Annotated in this window: 18 protein-coding genes and 1 tRNA gene; 11 read left to right on the top strand and 8 right to left on the bottom strand. The window is 70.0% G+C overall.

The genetic code is table 11. The features are described 5' to 3' along the window. Window positions 1-444: 444 nt before the first annotated feature. Window positions 445-1,092 (top strand): helix-turn-helix domain-containing protein, encoded by a 648-nt coding sequence (locus tag EFK10_RS15625; RefSeq protein WP_127356300.1) that lies wholly within the window; start codon window positions 445-447, stop codon window positions 1,090-1,092. On the opposite strand, the gene EFK10_RS15630 is transcribed toward EFK10_RS15625, so the two are convergent. The 4 genes from EFK10_RS15630 to EFK10_RS15645 form a co-directional block, all read right to left on the bottom strand. Then, complete coding sequence (locus tag EFK10_RS15630) at window positions 1,070-2,083, bottom strand: zinc-dependent alcohol dehydrogenase family protein (RefSeq protein WP_127356301.1); 1,014 nt, start codon at window positions 2,081-2,083, stop codon at window positions 1,070-1,072. The two genes, EFK10_RS15625 and EFK10_RS15630, sit on opposite strands and share 23 nt — an antisense overlap. Window positions 2,084-2,281: 198 nt before the next feature. Continuing rightward, window positions 2,282-2,593 carry an FmdB family zinc ribbon protein gene (locus EFK10_RS15635; RefSeq protein ID WP_127356302.1) on the bottom strand — a complete coding sequence of 104 codons (312 nt, stop codon included), beginning with the start codon at window positions 2,591-2,593 and terminating at the stop codon, window positions 2,282-2,284. Window positions 2,594-2,659: 66 nt separating this feature from the next. After that, window positions 2,660-3,964 carry an MFS transporter gene (locus tag EFK10_RS15640; RefSeq protein ID WP_240677240.1) on the bottom strand — a complete coding sequence of 435 codons (1,305 nt, stop codon included), beginning with the start codon at window positions 3,962-3,964 and terminating at the stop codon, window positions 2,660-2,662. A 179-nt stretch (window positions 3,965-4,143) separates the two neighbouring features. Continuing rightward, entirely contained in the window at window positions 4,144-5,652 is a 1,509-nt protein-coding gene (locus EFK10_RS15645) for a potassium/proton antiporter (RefSeq protein ID WP_127356304.1), read from the bottom strand. Between the two features lie 190 nt (window positions 5,653-5,842). Here EFK10_RS15645 and EFK10_RS15650 point away from each other — a divergent pair, with 190 nt between their 5' ends. After that, window positions 5,843-8,626 carry a penicillin acylase family protein gene (locus EFK10_RS15650; protein ID WP_127356305.1) on the top strand — a complete coding sequence of 928 codons (2,784 nt, stop codon included), beginning with the start codon at window positions 5,843-5,845 and terminating at the stop codon, window positions 8,624-8,626. A 160-nt stretch (window positions 8,627-8,786) separates the two neighbouring features. On the opposite strand, the gene EFK10_RS15655 is transcribed toward EFK10_RS15650, so the two are convergent. Then, the gene (locus EFK10_RS15655) at window positions 8,787-9,395 is read right to left on the bottom strand and encodes a 5-formyltetrahydrofolate cyclo-ligase (RefSeq protein WP_127356306.1); all 609 of its coding nucleotides are present in this window, start codon (window positions 9,393-9,395) and stop codon (window positions 8,787-8,789) included. Between the two features lie 81 nt (window positions 9,396-9,476). Here EFK10_RS15655 and galU point away from each other — a divergent pair, with 81 nt between their 5' ends. From galU to EFK10_RS15690, 7 genes are all read left to right on the top strand, one after another. Beyond that, complete coding sequence (gene galU / locus EFK10_RS15660) at window positions 9,477-10,385, top strand: UTP--glucose-1-phosphate uridylyltransferase GalU (protein WP_127356307.1); 909 nt, start codon at window positions 9,477-9,479, stop codon at window positions 10,383-10,385. Next, on the top strand, window positions 10,382-11,695 hold the full coding sequence (gene glp / locus EFK10_RS15665; protein ID WP_127356308.1) for a molybdotransferase-like divisome protein Glp: 1,314 nt from the start codon (window positions 10,382-10,384) through the stop codon (window positions 11,693-11,695). The genes galU and glp overlap by 4 nt, the downstream gene beginning before the upstream one ends. Window positions 11,696-11,766: 71 nt before the next feature. Then, window positions 11,767-12,195, top strand: coding sequence for a cyclic pyranopterin monophosphate synthase MoaC (moaC, locus tag EFK10_RS15670; RefSeq protein WP_240677247.1), 429 nt, complete (start codon window positions 11,767-11,769; stop codon window positions 12,193-12,195). Then, a complete protein-coding gene (locus tag EFK10_RS15675) occupies window positions 12,192-12,692 on the top strand; it encodes a MogA/MoaB family molybdenum cofactor biosynthesis protein (RefSeq protein WP_206305463.1) in 501 nt (166 codons plus the stop codon). Before moaC ends, EFK10_RS15675 begins: the two co-directional genes overlap by 4 nt. Then, window positions 12,689-13,309: a GNAT family N-acetyltransferase gene (locus EFK10_RS15680; protein ID WP_127356311.1), complete on the top strand. Its 621-nt coding sequence runs from the start codon at window positions 12,689-12,691 to the stop codon at window positions 13,307-13,309. Before EFK10_RS15675 ends, EFK10_RS15680 begins: the two co-directional genes overlap by 4 nt. A gap of 129 nt (window positions 13,310-13,438) precedes the next feature. After that, window positions 13,439-14,305, top strand: a complete 867-nt coding sequence (gene sepX, locus EFK10_RS15685; RefSeq protein WP_127356312.1) for a divisome protein SepX/GlpR — start codon at window positions 13,439-13,441, stop codon at window positions 14,303-14,305. Between the two features lie 73 nt (window positions 14,306-14,378). Further along, window positions 14,379-14,452, top strand: a tRNA-Ala gene (locus tag EFK10_RS15690). 79 nt (window positions 14,453-14,531) lie between these two features. On the opposite strand, the gene EFK10_RS48680 is transcribed toward EFK10_RS15690, so the two are convergent. Further along, the gene (locus EFK10_RS48680) at window positions 14,532-14,657 is read right to left on the bottom strand and encodes an integrase (protein WP_206305464.1); all 126 of its coding nucleotides are present in this window, start codon (window positions 14,655-14,657) and stop codon (window positions 14,532-14,534) included. Window positions 14,658-14,671: 14 nt separating this feature from the next. Here EFK10_RS48680 and EFK10_RS48685 point away from each other — a divergent pair, with 14 nt between their 5' ends. Beyond that, complete coding sequence (locus EFK10_RS48685) at window positions 14,672-15,028, top strand: PP2C family protein-serine/threonine phosphatase (protein WP_206305465.1); 357 nt, start codon at window positions 14,672-14,674, stop codon at window positions 15,026-15,028. Between the two features lie 85 nt (window positions 15,029-15,113). Then, window positions 15,114-15,485, top strand: coding sequence for a hypothetical protein (locus tag EFK10_RS15700; RefSeq protein WP_127356314.1), 372 nt, complete (start codon window positions 15,114-15,116; stop codon window positions 15,483-15,485). A 312-nt stretch (window positions 15,486-15,797) separates the two neighbouring features. On the opposite strand, the gene EFK10_RS15705 is transcribed toward EFK10_RS15700, so the two are convergent. Both EFK10_RS15705 and EFK10_RS52085 read right to left on the bottom strand, forming a co-directional pair. Next, window positions 15,798-16,358 (bottom strand): dihydrofolate reductase family protein, encoded by a 561-nt coding sequence (locus EFK10_RS15705; RefSeq protein ID WP_127356315.1) that lies wholly within the window; start codon window positions 16,356-16,358, stop codon window positions 15,798-15,800. 269 nt (window positions 16,359-16,627) lie between these two features. Further along, complete coding sequence (locus EFK10_RS52085; RefSeq protein ID WP_265737518.1) at window positions 16,628-16,759, bottom strand: hypothetical protein; 132 nt, start codon at window positions 16,757-16,759, stop codon at window positions 16,628-16,630. Window positions 16,760-16,848 lie beyond the last annotated feature (89 nt).

The following is a 16,848-nucleotide window of genomic DNA, read 5'->3' on the forward strand; positions in this document are numbered from 1 at the left end:
GTCCCCACGCGGCGCGGAGGCCGCGAGGGCCGCCGCGGTGACCGCCAGGCCCGCCGCCAGCGCCCTGCGCCGGGTCCGGACCGCCCGGCGGAATCGGTGCCGCCCGCCGCCCGCCCGGATGGGCCCGAAGACCGGCACCCCACACGGCGGTGGGGGCACCGCCCAGCCACCAGGCTGGGGGAGAGTCCCCGCCACACCCACTCGACCCACGCTGCTCTCAGGCAACGCGACCACCCCCTGTCCCTGCCGCTCGGCTGACTGATCTCCACCATGCCCCACGGCCCGGACATCCCGCAGCGAGCCGCCCACCGCCTGTGGATAACTCGCTGGTTGTGGATAAGTCGGTCACCCGTTCGATAGACATTATGGGGCGACTCTGGTCAAGCCGCCGCTCGGGTGCTCTGCTGGTAACAGACATTCGTTCGATACGCGGAGGCGGAGGTGATGACCGTGCCCCACAAGACCGTGCCTCACAGGACGGCGCACCAGCCTGGGGACGTCGGCCGTCGGGTGGCGCTGCGGCGCGAACAGCTGGGACTGACGCTGGAGGAGGTGGCGGCACGGGCCGGCATGGCACCGAGCTATGTGCAGTACGTGGAGGAGCAGTCGGACACCATCGGGTCGAGCGCGCTGCTGCGGCTCGCCGCCGCGCTCCGCACGACCGGGAGGCAGCTGCTCGGCGTCGGCCCCGAGCATCCGGCGGAGGCCCTCGCGCCGCCCCCTCAGACCGTCCTGCAGGAGATGGACCCGGCCGACTGCTGGAACCGCCTGGCCGAACACGGCGTCGGACGGCTCGCGTTGGCCACGGACGACGGCCCCGCGGTCCTGCCGGTCAACTACGCGGTCATCGCCGGCGCGATCGTCTATCGGACCGAGTCAGGCGAGGCCCCGGCCGCCGCCGTGGGCAGCGAGGTGGCCTTCGAGATCGACCAGGTCGACGAGGCGATCGCCGCCGGGTGGAGCGTGTTCGCCGTCGGCAAGGCCGAGCGCGTCACACCGTCCGAGGAGGAAGCTGCGGGAAAGCGGGACTTGTGGATACGCATCATCCCCGACCGGGTCAGTGGCTGCCTCATACGCGAGAGTCAGCAATGAGCACGGCCGCCCCGTTGACCCGGCCCTCGGCCAGATCGGTGAGCGCCTGGTCGGCCCGGTTCAGCGAGTAGGGGGTGACGACGGCCCGGATCCCGATCCGGGCGGCCAGTGCGAGGAACTCCCGCCCGTCCTGCCGGGTGTTGGAGGTGACGCTGCGCAGCTGACGCTCCTGGAAGAGGTGGCGCTGGTAGTTCAGCACGGGGATGTCGGTGAGGTGGATCCCGGCGACCGCGAGTGTCCCGCCGCGGTCCAGGGCCTCCAGCGCCACGGGCACCAGGTCGCCCACCGGCGCGAAGAGGATCGCCGAGTCCAGCGGCTCCGGAGGCGCGTCGCGCGCGTCGCGTGCCGAGGCCGCGCCCAGCGACAGGGCGAGCACCCGGGCCGGCTCCGACCGGGTCAGCACATGGACGGTGGCACCCTCGGCAATCGCGACCTGCGCGGCCAGGTGCGCCGACGCCCCGAAGCCGTAGATGCCGAGCCGCCCGCCAGGCGGCAGGTCGCTGCGGCGCAGTGCGCGGTAGCCGATGATCCCCGCGCAGAGCAGCGGCGCCAGCTGGGCCGGGTCCGGGCCATCCGGCAGCTCGTACGCGTACTCCTCGGGTGCGAGCGTGTAGTCGGCGAAGCCGCCGTCGGCGTCCCAGCCGGTGTAGACGGATTCGGGGCAGAGGTTCTCGTGGCCGGCCGTGCAGTAGCGGCAGATCCCGCAGGTGCCGCGCAGCCAGGCCACCCCGGCCCGGTCGCCCTCCCGGAAACGGGTGACCCCGGGCCCGGTGCCGATCACCCGGCCGACCACCTCGTGGCCGGGTACGGTCTCGGGCCGCCGGGGCGGCAGGTCGCCCTCGGCGAGGTGCAGATCCGTCCGGCAGACCCCGCACGCCTCGACCCGCAGCAGCAACTCACCCGGCCCCGGCACCGGCACCGGGCGGCGCACCTTTACCAGGGGCTCCGTCACCATCCGCCCCGGCCGGTCCACGACCCACCCGCTCAGCATGCTTCCAGTCTGCGTCCTGACGCGGTTGGACGCCCGCGTTGACCCGACCGAACCGACCGAACCGACCGAACCGACCGAACCGACCCACGCACCCCACCAACCCAGGGAGCATCGACTGTGATTTCCGTCACGACACGCGTTCGGGCCCCGCCGGACGAATCGGCGGGGCCCGAACGAAGAATCAGGCTGTGACGGGGCTCAGGCGGCCGAGCTGCCGGTCGACGAGCCGGTCCCGGCGCTGGAGGAGCTGGTGCTGCTCGGCGTGCTCGACGGCTTCGAGTCGCTGCTGCCAGCAGTGGCGGGCTTCGCCGCCGGGGTGGTGCCGGACGACGAGCTGCGGCTGTCGGTCCGGTAGAAGCCGGAGCCCTTGAAGACGACGCCGACCGCTGAGAAGACCTTGCGCAGGCGTCCGTCGCACGCCGGGCACTCGGTGAGCGCGTCGTCGGTGAACTTCTGCACCACCTCGAGGCCCTCGCCACAATCGGTGCACTGGTACTGGTAGGTCGGCACTTGCTCCTCCTGGCACTCTCACTCAGTGAGTGCTAACGACGGTCAATAGTGCAGCATTCCGCGTCGTCAGTCCACTGTGGCCGGAACTTGGTGACCGATCCCACGGGCCACGACCCGGCCGGCGGGCCGCCGGGCGAGCCGGCCGCGCAGCGCGACCACCGTGGCCAGGGCCAGGGCTGTGCCCGCCAGGGGCACCACGAACCCGGCACTGGCACCGAAACCGTCGGCCAGCTGACCGGCGACGGTGACCGCCGCGGCCTGCCCCAGGGCGACCGAGCCGGTGAGCCAGGTGAAGGCCTCGGTGCGGGCGGTCGCCGGGACCAGGCCCTCGACCAGGGTGAAGCCGGTGATCAGCGCCGGAGCGATACACAGGCCGACCAGCAGCCCGGCGGCGCCCATCAACGGCACCGAGTGGACGGCCCACAGGGCCGAGGCGGCCAGAGTCAGGGCGGCGTAGCCGACGAGCAGGCGGCGGCGGGGACCGGTCTTCCAGGCGATGGCACCGCAGACGATGCCGGCGAGCATGTTGCCGGCCGCGAAGATCCCGTAGAGCACGCCGCTGATCCCCGGTTGCCCGGCCTCATGTGCGAAGGCGGTCAGCGAGACCTGCATGCCGCCGAAGACCGCGCCGATGCCGAGGAAGGCCGCGGCCAGCACCCGCACACCCGGGACGGTCAGCGCCGAGGCACGCTTCTCGCGGGCGGCCCCGTCGGCCCCGGCTTCCTCGGCGACGCGGTTCGGTACGGGCTGGGTGCGGCGCTGAGCCGCGAACAGCAGCCCGCCGGCCAGCGTCAGCGAGGCCTCGGCGACCAGACCGGCCGCCGGGTGCACCCCGGCGCACAGCGCGGTGGCCAGCACCGGGCCGATGACGAAGGTGAACTCGTCCGTCACCGACTCGAAGGCCGCCGCGGTCTGCATCAGCGGTGATCCGGAGTCCAGCGTCGCCGCCCACCGGGCCCGCACCATCGGCCCGACCTGCGGCACTGAGGCACCCGCCGGCACCGCGGCCACGAACAGCGCCCACAGCGGGGCGTGCGCCAGCGCCAGCACGGCCAGCAGCGCCACCGACGCCGCGTGCACCAGCACACCCGGCACCAGCACCGCGCCCTGCCCGTAGCGGTCGGCGAGCTTGCCGCTCTGCGGCGCGAACAACGCCATGGCGACGCCCGTTGCAGCGGCGACCGCGCCCGCCATGCCGAAGGAGCCCGTCGTGTGCTCGACGAGCAGCACGATGCCGATGGTCAGCATCGCGAAGGGCTGCCGGGCCGCGAAGCCGGGCAGCAGGAAGCCCCACGCGCCGGGCGTGCGCAGCAGTTGCCCGTATCCGGGCTTGGACCCCTCTCGGGGCGAACGAGTGACCGTGGATGCCACGGCCGGGCCTTTCCGCCGCCTGGTAGCGGGCCCCGGCACTTCAGGGGCTGCGCCGAGAGCTGTCCTCTCGCGCCGTACCGGGGTAGATACCGGGTCGCTACCCGGCCGCCAAGCGGTGTTGCGCCAGCTCTTCATCAGACAGAGTTGGTGTTTCCATCACGTTTCAACAGCCACCTACCCTAGCGTGTTCCGCTGTCCTCACGGCCGTCGGTCCCCAGCCATGTGGCGAGTTTCCCGCCACGTCCGATCGCCCGCAGTCGCGCCTCCGTCTCGTCGCGGACCGGGTCGGTCGCCACCACGAGCAGTTCGTCCCCCCGGCGCAGCACCGTCGTGGGCAGCGGCACAAAGCTCTTCCCGTCGCGTACGACCAGCGTCACACCGGCCCCGGCGGGCAGCCGCAGCTCGCTGACCTCCACGCCGTGCATCCGTGAGGCCTCGGGGATCTGGACCGACAGCAGATGCCCCCGCAGCCGTTCCAGCGGGGCCGACTCGATGCCCAGGTCGGAAGCCGCCTCAGCGTCGCCGAGCCGCAGCCGCCGCGCCAGCCACGGCAGCGTAGGACCCTGAACCAGGGTGTATACGATCACCAGCAGGAAGACGATGTTGAAGATCCGGCGGCTCTCCGCCACTCCCGACACCATCGGGATCGTCGCCAGCACGATCGGCACCGCCCCGCGCAGCCCCGCCCATGACACCAGCGCCTGCTCCCGCCACGGCGTACGGAAGGGCGCCAGGCTCAGCAGCACCGACACCGGCCGCGCCAACGCCGTCAGCACCAGGCCGACCACCACCGCCGGCCAGAGGTCGTCGCCCAGCTCATGCGGGGTCACCAGCAGCCCCAGCAGCACGAACAGGCCGATCTGGGCTATCCACGCCAGACCCTCCGCGAAGCCCCGCGTCGCCGGCCCGTGCGGCAGCTTGGCATTGCCCAGCACCAGCGAGGCCACGTACACCGCCAGGAAGCCCGAGCCGTGCGCCAGCGCCCCGCCCGCGTATGCCAGCACCGTGATCGCCATGACCGCGATCGGGTACAGACCGGAGGCCGGCAGCGCCAGATGCCGCATCGCGTACGCGCCCAGGAAGCCGAGCGCCAGCCCGATCGCCGCGCCGATCGCCAACTCCAGCACGATCTCGCCGAGCAGGACGTACCAGTGGTCGATGTGTCCGGTGGTGGAGAAGGCGAGGACGAGAATGACGACCGGCGCGTCATTGAAGCCCGACTCCGCCTCCAGCAGACCCGTCAGCCGGGAAGGCAGCGGCACCCGCCGCAGCACCGAGAAGACCGCCGCCGCGTCCGTGGACGACACCACCGCGCCGATGATGAGCGACTGCCGCCAGTCCAGGTCCACCAGATAGTGCGCCGCAGCCGCTGTGATGCCCACGCTGACCGCGACGCCGACCGTCGCCAGAACGGCCGCCGCCGGCACCGCCGGCCTGATCTCCCGCCAGTGCGTGCCGAGACCGCCCTCCCCCAGGATCACCACGAGTGCCGCATATCCCAGCACTTGGGTCAGCTCGGCGTTGTCGAAGCGCACCCCTAGCCCGTCCTGCCCTATGGCGACGCCGATGCCCAGGTAGATGAGCAGACTGGGCAACCCGCTGCGCGACGAAAGACGCACCGCGACCACCGCGATGAGCAGTACCGCCGCGCACACCAGCAGGAGTTCGTTGAGCCGGTCGACAGACAGGAGATGGTCCTTCCACTGGGCCGGGACAGGGGAGGGGCACGAAGTTCGGCTGGAAGTTCGTTGCCTTACCTAATATTTTACCTGCACTTGAGACTTGGGCGATCTCGGTGACTCCGCGTAGGGGACACCCAGGCGCTACGCCTATGGTGTGACCCAGCAATCGGTCCACCCTGCCCCTCGAAGGACATCGATGCCCGCCAAGAAGAAATCCCGCCGCACGCGCCTCCTTGTGATGGGGCTCGTGATCCTGCTCGTGGCGGGCATCGGCTACGGGTCGTACTGGAGCGTCGACACCGTCCGCGCGTCCTTCCCGCAGACCACCGGTACGTTGAAGCTCGCCGGCCTCTCCAGCCCCGTCCAGGTCAAGCGCGACAGTAGCGGCGTCCCGCAGATCTACGCCGACACCGCCGAGGACCTGTTCCGTGCCCAGGGGTTCGTCCAGGCGCAGGACCGCTTCTACGAGATGGATGTGCGCCGGCACATGACCTCGGGCCGGCTGTCGGAGATGTTCGGCAGCGGCCAGGTCGAGACCGACGCCTTCCTGCGCACGCTCGGCTGGCGCCAGGTCGCGCAGGAGGAGTACGACCACCAGCTCTCGGCCAAGACCAAGCAGTACCTCCAGGCCTACTCCGACGGCGTCAACGCCTACTTGGCGAACCACAGCGGATCCTCGCTGTCGGTCGAGTACGCCGCGCTGAATTTCCAGAACGACTACAAGCCCGAGAAGTGGACCCCCGTCGACTCGATCGCCTGGCTCAAGGCCATGGCCTGGGACCTGCGCGGCAACATGCAGGACGAGATCGACCGTTCGCTGCTCACCAGCCGCCTGAGCTCCAAGCAGATCTCCGACCTGTACCCGGCCTACCCGTACAGCCGGAACGCCCCGATCGTCGACAGCACCACGACCACGGGTACGAGCGGCACGGGCACCACCGGAAGCACCACCGGCACCGGCTCCACGGGCACCACCGGGACGACGGGCACCACCGGGACGACGGGCACCGGCACGACCGCGACCACGACGTCCGCCTCCACCGCCGCCTCGAACGTCCAGTCGCAGCTCTCCGCGCTCTCCAACACCCTCGACGAGATCCCGTCCCTGCTCGGCCCGTCCGGCAACGGCATAGGCTCCAACTCCTGGGTCGTCTCCGGCAAATACACCACCACCGGCAAACCCATGCTCGCCAACGACCCGCACCTGGCCCCTCAGATGCCGTCGCTCTGGTACCAGATGGGCCTGCACTGCAAAACCGTCAGCACCGCCTGCCCCTTCGACGTCGCCGGCTACACCTTCTCCGGCATGCCCGGCGTCGTCATCGGTCACAACCAGGACATCGCCTGGGGCATGACCAACATGGGCGCCGACGTGACCGACCTCTACCTGGAGAAGGTCACCAGCGACACATACCTCTACGACGGCAAGCAGAAGAAGTTCACCACCCGCAAGGAGACCATCAAGGTCGCCGGCGGCGCCAGCCACACCATCACCGTACGAAGCACCAACAACGGCCCCGTGATCTCCGACCGCGACTCCGAGCTGCTCAAGGTCGGTGAAGAGGCCCCGGTCGGCAGCTCAGCCCCAGACCGCGGCAACGGCTACGCCGTCTCGCTCAAGTGGACCGCGCTCACCCCCTCCAAGACCATGGACGCGATCTTCGAGATCGACAAGTCCACCGACTGGACCCAGTTCCGCACCGCGGCCAAGGACTTCGCCGTCCCGTCCCAGAACCTCATCTACGCCGACTCCAAGGGCCACATCGGCTACCAGGCCCCCGGCCAGGTCCCCATCCGCGGCCAGGGCGACGGCCGCTACCCCGCCCCTGGCTGGGACTCCAGCTACAACTGGACGGGCTACATCCCGTACAACGAGATGCCGAGTGAGTACGACCCCCCGAGCGGCTACATCGTCACCGCCAACCAGGCCGTCGTCGACCAGAAGTACCACCACCTGATCACCGCGGACTGGGGTTACGGCACGCGCAGCCAGCGGATCAACGACCTCATCAAGTCCAAGATCAAGGACGGTGGGCTCATCTCCATGGACGACATGCAGGAGATGCAGAACGACAGCAGCAGCGAGATCGCCAAGCTGCTCGTGCCGATCCTGACCAAGATCACCATCAAGAACGACAAGAACGACTATGTCCGTCAGGCCCAGAAGCTCCTGGAGACCTGGGACTACAACCAGAACTCCGACTCCGCCGCCGCGGCCTACTTCAACGCGGTCTGGCGCAACGTCCTCAAGCTCGCCTTCGGCAACAAACTCCCCAAGGAGCTACGCCCCGTAGGCCAGTGCCTCACCGTCCCGGCCACCGACCAATCCGGCCCGGTCGACGACCTCAACGGCAAGGCCAAGCTCGTACGTGAATGCGGCGAGCGCGCCCCCGACCAGGCCCAGCCCGACGGCGGCGACCGCTGGTTCGAGGTGGTCCGCTCGATCCTGAACGACAAGACCAACGAGTGGTGGATCTCGTCCCCCACGGCCTTCTACGACAAGAACAGCGACAAGCACCGCACCACGCGCGATGAACTCCTCGCCCAGGCCATGAAGGACGCCCGCTACGAGCTCACCGCCAAGCTCGGCAAGGACATCGACACCTGGAGTTGGGGCCGCCTCCACCAGCTGAACCTCACCAACCAGACGCTCGGCACCTCCGGCCCCAGCATCGTCAAGTGGCTCCTCAACCGCGGCCCCTGGAACCTCAGCGGCGGCGAAGCGGCCGTCAACGCCACCGGCTGGAACGCCGCCGGCGGCTACGATGTCATCTGGGTGCCCTCGATGCGGATGGTCGTCTCCCTCGCCGACTTCGACAAATCCCGCTGGATCAACCTCACCGGCGCCTCCGGCCACGCCTACAACGCCCACTACTCCGACCAGACCACCAAATGGGCAAGAGGCGAGCTCCTGCCATGGGTCTTCTCCGAGAAACAGGTCGAAGCGTCGACGTCGGACACGCTGGCGCTGACGCCGTAGGCTCCGCCGGGTTGTGGGAGAACGTTCCGCTGGGGGTCCTCCCCCAGCCTGGCGGCTGGGTGGGGGTCCTCCCCCTGGCTTCGCCGGGGGCACCCCCACCGGCCGAAGGCTGGGGGAGGAACGGGCTGGCACAACCCGGCCACCGGCGGTTAGCCGCCACTCAACCTGAGCCACCCCCGCGCGGAAAGCGCGTCACGCCCTCCGGCGTGACCACCGCGTCGACAGGACGGTCGTGCGCCTCCGCCGGTACCCGCCCCAGCACCTCGTGCCCATACAGCAGCATCATCAACGCCGCCCCCGCCCCCGCCGCCTCCAAGCGGCCCAGCACGCGGTCGTACGACCCCCCGCCCCGCCCCAGCCGCATCCCGCGACCGTCCACCGCGAGCCCCGGAAGCAGCACCACGTCCGCCTCCGTGACCGCGTCCACCCCCAGCCGCGGCCCGGCAGGCTGATACAGGCCGCGCGCCGACCGCTCCAGCCCCTCAGGGCCGCCGTAAACCGCCCAGTCCAGATCGTTGTCCCCCAGGAGCACCGGTAGCAACACATGCTCTCCGCGCCCCCGGAGCACCTCCAGCAACGCCCGCGTGCCCGGCTCGCTCCCGATCGAGACGTACCCGGCCACCGTCCGTGCCCCGGCCAATTCCTCCAGTTCAAGCGCGCGTTCCGCGATCGCCCGCTCGGCCACCGCCTGTTGCTCGGCCGTCAACGCGGCTCTCACCCGGAGGAGATCAGCTCGCAACACGGACTTGTTATTGTTGTCCTCACCCATTTGGCACACAATCCCCGCCTATCCACATCAAACAACCGGAACTTCATCTTCACCTCATACGCACGGGTTATGGTGCAGAGCATGACTCACGCGCGTACTCGGATCAGCAAGGCTGTCATCCCCGCCGCGGGCCTCGGCACCCGCTTCCTGCCCGCCACCAAGGCGACGCCCAAGGAGATGCTCCCGGTCGTCGACAAGCCCGCCATCCAGTACGTCGTCGAGGAAGCGGTCTCGGCCGGTCTCTCCGACGTCCTCATGATCACCGGCCGGAACAAGCGGCCGCTCGAGGACCACTTCGACCGCAATTACGAGCTTGAGCAGGCCCTCACCCACAAGGGTGACGAATCCCGCCTCGCCAAGGTCCAGGAGTCCAGCGACCTCGCGACCATGCACTACGTCCGCCAGGGCGACCCGCGCGGCCTCGGCCACGCCGTCCTGTGCGCCGAGCCGCACGTGGGCGACCAGCCCTTCGCGGTCCTGCTCGGCGACGACCTGATCGACCCGCGCGACCCCCTGCTCTCCCGCATGATCGAGGTCCAGGAGGAGCACGGCGGCAGCGTGATCGCCCTCATGGAGGTCGACCCGAGCCAGATCCACCTCTACGGCTCCGCCGCCATACTCCCGACCACCGACCAGGACGTGGTCCGCATCACGGACCTGGTCGAGAAGCCGGCCGCGGCCGAGGCCCCGTCCTCGTACGCCGTGATCGGCCGCTACGTACTCGACCCGGCGATCTTCGGCGTCCTCAACAAGACCAAGCCCGGCCGCGGCGGCGAGATCCAGCTCACCGACGCGCTGCGCGAACTCGCCCAGGAAGGCGGCCCGGACGGGCCGGTGCACGGGGTGGTCTTCCACGGCCGCCGCTATGACACCGGAGATCGGGGCGACTATCTGCGTGCGATTGTCCGACTGGCATGCGAACGTGATGACCTGGGACCGGACTTCCGGTCCTGGCTTCGCCAGTATGTCAACGAGGAGATGCAAGCTTGAGCAGTACGGCGCGTGGCACGGCTGACCGCGTCTGGTCGGTTTCCGAACACCTCGACAACATCCTGCGGCAGCTCCGGCCGCTGGAGCCGATCGAGCTGCAACTCCTCGATGCGCAAGGGTGCGTCCTCGTCGAGGACGTCACCGTCCCGGTCGCGCTGCCGCCCTTCGAGAACAGCTCGATGGACGGCTACGCGGTCCGCACCACCGACACCCAGGGCGCGACCGACGAGCACCCGGCCGTCCTCACCGTCATCGGTGACGTCGCCGCCGGCGCCGGCGAGCTGCCCACCGTCGGCCCCGGTGAGGCCGCCCGCATCATGACCGGCGCCCCGCTGCCGCCCGGCGCCGAGGCCGTGGTCCCGGTGGAGTGGACCGACGGCGGTACGGGTTCCCTGGCCCGGGCGATCGGCATGCGCGCCGCCAGCGCCGAGCCGGTCGGCGCCGAGGTCCGGGTCCACCGCCCGGCCGCCCCCGGGCAGTACGTACGAGCCCGGGGCAGCGATGTCGCCGCCGGCGAGCTGGCGCTGGCGGCGGGCACCGTCCTCGGGCCGCCGCAGATCGCGCTGCTGGCCGCCGTCGGCCGGGCGACGGTACGGGTCAGGCCCCGGCCCCGAGTCGTGGTGATGTCCACCGGCAGCGAGCTGGTCCCGCCCGGTGAGGAGCTGGCCCCGGGCACCATCCACGACTCCAACAGCTTCATGCTCACCGCCGCCGCCCGCGACGCCGGCGCCCTCTCCTACCGCGTCGGCGCCGTGGTCGACGATGCCGAGACGCTCCGGACCACCATCGAGGACCAGATCATCCGCGCCGACCTCCTCGTCACCAGCGGCGGCGTCAGCGTGGGCGCGTACGACGTGGTCAAGGAGGCGCTGGGCGACCAGATCGACTTCCGCAAGCTCGCCATGCAGCCCGGCAAGCCTCAGGGCTTCGGCTTCGTCGGCGGCGAGCGCGAGACCGAGGGCGAAAGCCGTACCGCCCGCGTCCCCCTGCTGGCCCTCCCGGGCAATCCGGTCAGCTCGTACGTCTCCTTCGAGCTCTTCGTACGCCCCGCCATCCGCACCCTCATGGGCGTCGAGCCCGTCCACCGCTGCTCGGTACGCGCCGTCTGCGAGGGCGGCGTCACCTCGTCCCCCAAGGGCAAGCGGCAGTTCCTGCGCGGCTGGTACGCGGACGGGCGCGTCACCCCTGTGGGCGGCGCCGGGTCGCACCTGGTCAAGGCCCTGGCGCACGCGAACGCGCTGATCGTCGTCCCCGAGGACTCGGTCGAGGTCGCGGACGGCGCCGAGGTGGACGTGGTACTGCTCGACTGAGCCGGTACGGTGGCCCGGTGACCGAGCAGCAACGACATCTCACGCACCTTGACGAGGCCGGCGCGGCCCGCATGGTCGACGTCTCCGGGAAGGACGTCACCGCCCGCACCGCCCGCGCCACCGGCCGGGTCCTCGTCTCCCCCCGGGTCATCGAGCTGCTGCGTGGCGAGGGCGTCCCCAAGGGCGACGCCCTCGCCACCGCCCGCATCGCTGGCATCATGGGCGCCAAGCGGACCCCGGACCTCATCCCGCTCTGCCACCCGCTCGCCGTCTCCGGCGTCAAGGTCGACCTCGCGGTCGCCGACGACGCTGTCGAGATCGCCGCGACCGTGAAGACCACGGACCGTACGGGCGTCGAGATGGAGGCCCTGACCGCCGTCACGGTCGCCGCCCTCACCGTCATCGACATGGTCAAGGCCGTCGACAAGGCCGCCGTCATCACCGACGTACGGGTCGAGGAGAAGACCGGCGGCAAGTCCGGCGAGTGGAGGCGCGCGTGAAAGCCCTCGCGATCACCGCGTCGAACCGGGCCTCGGCGGGCGTGTACGAAGACCGTGGCGGCCCCCTCATCGTGGCCGCCCTCCAAGACCTCGGCTTCGCGGTCGACGGCCCGAGGGTCGTCCCCGACGGCGAGCCGGTCGAGGCCGCCCTGCGGGAGGCGGTGGCCGCCTCGTATGACGTCGTGATCACCACCGGCGGCACCGGCATCTCGCCCACCGACCGCACACCCGAGGTCACCCGGAGCGTCCTGGATTACGAGATCCCGGGCATCGCCGAGGCGATCCGCGCCGCCGGGCGGGAGAAGGTCCCCACCGCCGCCCTCTCGCGTGGCGTCGCCGGGGTCGCCGGGCGCACCCTGGTGGTGAACCTTCCCGGGTCCACCGGCGGCGTCAAGGACGGCCTGGCCGTACTCGCCCCCCTCATCGTCCACGCCGTCGACCAGATCCGCGGCGGCGACCACCCCACGTCCGGGCACACCTCTGGGAGACCAAGCTGAACGGGTCCTGGCCTGCCGAACTGGCGGACGGGGACGTCCTCCTCCGCCCCATAAAGCTGCGCGATCAGCGCGCCTGGCGTGAGGTGAACCGCCGCAACCGCGACTGGCTGCGCCCCTGGGAAGCCACCGTGCCCCCCGCCCCGCCCGACCACCTCACCCAGCGCCCCACCTACCGCCAGATGGTCCGCCACCTGCGCGCCGAGGCCCACGCCGGCCGCATGCTGCCCTTCGTCATCGAGTACCAGGGCCGCCTGGCCGGCCAGCTCACCGTCGCCGGCATCACCTGGGGCTCCATGTGCTCCGCCCACATCGGCTACTGGGTCGACGAGGCCGTCGCCGGCCGCGGCGTCATGCCCACCGCCGTCGCCCTCGCCGTCGACCATTCCTTCCGCCATGTCGGCCTGCACCGCATCGAGGTCTGCATCCGGCCGGAGAACGCCCCCAGTCGCCGCGTCGTCGAAAAACTCGGATTCCGCGAGGAGGGCCTTCGCCCCCGCTATCTCCATATCGACGGCGCCTGGCGGGACCATCTGGTCTTCGCCCTCACGGCCGAGGAGATCCCGGAAGGGCTCCTCACCCGCTGGCACCAGGCACGACCTGGCACACCGCAAAAATAAAATAAACGTTCGAAATATTGCTCGACCCTGACCCTAATCACAAAAAAATTTCGGCGTATCAGCCCGATCGTGCGACACACCGCGCCAAATTGCGTATGGCCCTGGCCATGTCCCCCTACCGTGTGAAGCGTGAGCAGCAGCGGCCTCATCTACGCAGTCATCGTCGGGGCCTGGGCTGCCTACTTGGTGCCGATGTGGCTCCGTAGGCAGGACGAGCTCAACGAGGCCCGTCCGACGGAACGCTTCAGCACCGCCATCCGGCTTCTGTCCGGACGGGCGGCGATGGAGCGGAAGTACGCCAAGACGCGCGACGAGGACGACGACGAACAACCGGCAGCCGAGAAGCAGCCGGACCAGCTGGACGTGAAACCGGAGGAGCCGGTCGACGTCCGGTCCCTGGCCGTACCCGCGACCCAGGCCAAGTCCCCGCCCTCTTCCCCGTCCCCCTCCCCGGCGCAAGCGCAGCGGAAGGTGAAGGTCCCAACCCCCCGGGCCAAGGTCCTGGCCCGCCGCCGGCGCACCACCACCCTCCTCTTCCTGGCCTTCACTGCCGGCGCCATCGTCGCGGCCGTCGGCGGCCTCGCCCTCCTCTGGGCCCCGGCCGTCCCGGCCGTCCTGCTCACCCTCTACATCGGCCACCTCCGCTCCCAGGAACGCCGCCGCTTCGAGGTCAAGCTCGACCAGCGCCGCGCCGCCGCCGCCGCCCAGCGCCTCCGCGACCGCCCCGCCCACCCGGAGCCCGCGCCCGAGCCCATTCCCGTACCGGAGCAGCCCGCCGCTGCGGACCGCCGCGCCCTCGTCGAGCAGACCGACCACGCCGAATGGGTCGACCAGCAGCGCGCCCCCTCCGAGGACACCTGGGAAGTCCCTGCCCCCCGCCCCACCTTCGCCACCGCCCCCGTAACCCGCCCCCGCCCCCGCGAGCGCGCCCCCCGCGGCACCCCCCTCTTCGACCAGTACTCCAACCCCGACCGCCCCCGCGCCGCCAACGAGTAATCCCCTCCCCGGCCCCCCGGCACCCCCTGGCCTGACCACCCCGCCGGAGATGCTAAAGTTTTCCTCGTTGCAAGGGCCTGTGGCGCAGTCCGGTAGCGCACCTCGTTCGCATCGAGGGGGTCAGGGGTTCGAATCCCCTCAGGTCCACAACCACAGCAGCTCAAAGCCCCCGGCGGATCACTCCGCCGGGGGCTTTTTGGCGTCGTACAGCAGCGAAGTACAGCAACTACTTCTGATCTTGCTGTCCCAGGTGCTTGCCGAGCTTGCGCAGCGCCTTGCGCGTCGCCTCGGACGGCACGTGCGTATAGACCTCCGTCGTCACCGCGATCTTGCTGTGCCGGAGGATCTGCATCGCGCGATCCGTGGGTGCACATCGAGGGCGGCGAGCAGCGACCCGCACGCCTGGAGGACTTCGTCACCGGTCCTCCCACCAAGCCGAAGAGCTATCCGTTCGTACCCGGTGACCGTCTGCTGCTGTACACCGATGGGGTGATCGAAGCCCGCAATCGCGGCAACGAATTCTTCGCCCTGCCCGAGGCCATGGAAGCGGCGTGCCGCGCCTGCACCCCGCCGGAGTTCCTGGAACAACTGCACCAGGAATTGATCCGCCATACCGAAGACCGCCTGGCGGACGATGTGGCGATGCTCGTCGTTGATCGGCTCGACGAAGGAGTTGGCAGACAGGCCGGATCAGGCTCTCTTCGCGAGACGCCGCTTCCGTAAGGGCCGAATAGACTGACCTGAGTCACTGACTGGCCCGCCCGTAGTTCGCACCGAGAGGGTTCGACCGCCGCGATACCTTTGGGCAATGGATGAGGCGACGGTGGGGTCTCAGGAGCCCTGCGACTGGTGCGGGCGGCCCGGTGTGGTGATCCAGTTCAACAGCTGGGCAGAGGACGGGACGCTGCTCTATCGCGACCCGGCCCTGTGCTCCGTGTGCGAGCTGCTTACCGACTCCGACACGGGCGACGTCGGCGACGCCGTCTATCAGCTCGTGCCAGACCTCGATCGTCGGCTGGCGGGCTTCGAGGCCAGCTTGGTGGCTCGGTGGCAGGAGAAGGTCCGCACCGGGCAGAGGTCGCCACAGCGGGCCGACGAACGGCCGCCAGGGCGGAGCCGGACCTTTATCGTTCAGCATGGCGAAGAGAGTCCCGATCGCAGCCAAGGCCCGCAGCCATAAGCCGCGTTGAGCCGCCACCGACGGTGGACTATGCGTGGACGGCGAGCCCGTCGGCGAGCGCCCATTGAGACCTGACCAGCAGCAACGCCTGAGACGTACGGGGCCTCCGGAGCCGTTTGCGGTACAGCAACTACAGCGACCGCCTATGACCTAGGTCCACAGACCGCCCGAGTCGCCAACAGCTTACGGGCCCCGATCTCTCGCCCCATGGCAGCTCCCGCCCAAAGCCGCTCCGCCGACCTCGCGGTCCGGTGCAGAACCCTCATCGCGACCAGGGGAGTGTCCATGCTCGGCGTCGCGTTGGCGCCCGGATCAGGTGCTCATGCGGTAGTGGAGGTGAACGACGCCGCTTCGGAATCGGCGCTCGCCGATCAGCTGGAGCTGGGTATCGACGTTGCCCGGCAGCGCCCTCTTACCGCCACCGATGATGATCGGTCCGAGAAGGAGGTGGAGCTCGTCGACCAAACCTGCGGCGATCGCCTGGCCAGCGAGCTCGGCACCACCGATGGTGATGTCCGATTCTGAGGTCTCCTTGAGCCGGTGAATCGCATCGATGTCGAGATCGCGTTCGATCCGCGTTCTCGCGCTGGACACCGTCTGAAGCGTGCGGGAGTACACGATCTTCTCGGCCGCCCGCCAGATGTGCGCGAAGTCCCGAGTCACCGCCGGCTGATCGCTGCCGGTGTCCACGGTCTCCCAGAACACCATCGTCTCGTACATTCGCCGCCCGTAGAGGTAGACGCCGATCGGGCGCTCGAGGCCGTTGACGAACGCGTGCACCTCCTCATCGGGCGCCGCCCACTCGAACCTGCCCTGGTCGTCCTCGACATATCCGTCAAGCGAGGCGATCGCGGAATAGATCAGCTTCGCCATGGCGTGTCTCCTCGTCGCGCAATTGAGTCCCCCTGACGCTTCTCTCGCGCGGTGTAGCGGTATTCGTGCCGGTCGGGCGTTGTAGGCACTTTCGCGAGAGGCGCGCACCAGCGTACGGCCCCACGATCTCTCGCCCCATAGCAGCGCGAGCCCAAAGTCTCGGCACGCCGCTCGCGCGGTACGTTGAATGGCTCACGCCGGCGCTGCGAGGCGACCCCAGCACCCCGCTCACCGGGGAGTGGAGACGCCTCGATGGCGGCTGAGGGGAGTCAGACGGGCGTACCGGGAATCACCTTGAATCCGGTGCCGCACGCCGCCGCTAGGTTCGTCGGGCCGAACGGGGTTGCGGTGATGTTGCAGACGGCTTCGTAGGCCACCCCGTACTTGGCCAACAAGGTCACGTAGACCTGCGAAGGGTTTTCCCGAGTCCCACGGCGCTGCCCTGACGACTGCTAAGAGGCGTTCTCGCAGATATTGGCCTGTATGCCCA

The sequence above is a fragment of the Streptomyces soli genome (assembly GCF_003999195.1).
GTDB lineage: Bacteria > Actinomycetota > Actinomycetes > Streptomycetales > Streptomycetaceae > Actinacidiphila > Actinacidiphila soli.

What these genes read in the sequence shown, in the direction of transcription:
- galU (WP_127356307.1), top strand. Translation starts at nt 9,477, where the DNA reads ATGACTCACGCGCGTACTCGGATCAGCAAGGCTGTCATCCCCGCCGCG.
- EFK10_RS48680 (WP_206305464.1), bottom strand. Translation starts at nt 14,657, where the DNA reads ATGCAGATCCTCCGGCACAGCAAGATCGCGGTGACGACGGAGGTCTAT.
- EFK10_RS15655 (WP_127356306.1), bottom strand. Translation starts at nt 9,395, where the DNA reads ATGGGTGAGGACAACAATAACAAGTCCGTGTTGCGAGCTGATCTCCTC.
- EFK10_RS15630 (WP_127356301.1), bottom strand. Translation starts at nt 2,083, where the DNA reads ATGCTGAGCGGGTGGGTCGTGGACCGGCCGGGGCGGATGGTGACGGAG.
- moaC (WP_240677247.1), top strand. Translation starts at nt 11,767, where the DNA reads ATGGTCGACGTCTCCGGGAAGGACGTCACCGCCCGCACCGCCCGCGCC.
- EFK10_RS15650 (WP_127356305.1), top strand. Translation starts at nt 5,843, where the DNA reads ATGCCCGCCAAGAAGAAATCCCGCCGCACGCGCCTCCTTGTGATGGGG.
- EFK10_RS15625 (WP_127356300.1), top strand. Translation starts at nt 445, where the DNA reads ATGACCGTGCCCCACAAGACCGTGCCTCACAGGACGGCGCACCAGCCT.
- EFK10_RS15705 (WP_127356315.1), bottom strand. Translation starts at nt 16,358, where the DNA reads ATGGCGAAGCTGATCTATTCCGCGATCGCCTCGCTTGACGGATATGTC.
- EFK10_RS15700 (WP_127356314.1), top strand. Translation starts at nt 15,114, where the DNA reads ATGGATGAGGCGACGGTGGGGTCTCAGGAGCCCTGCGACTGGTGCGGG.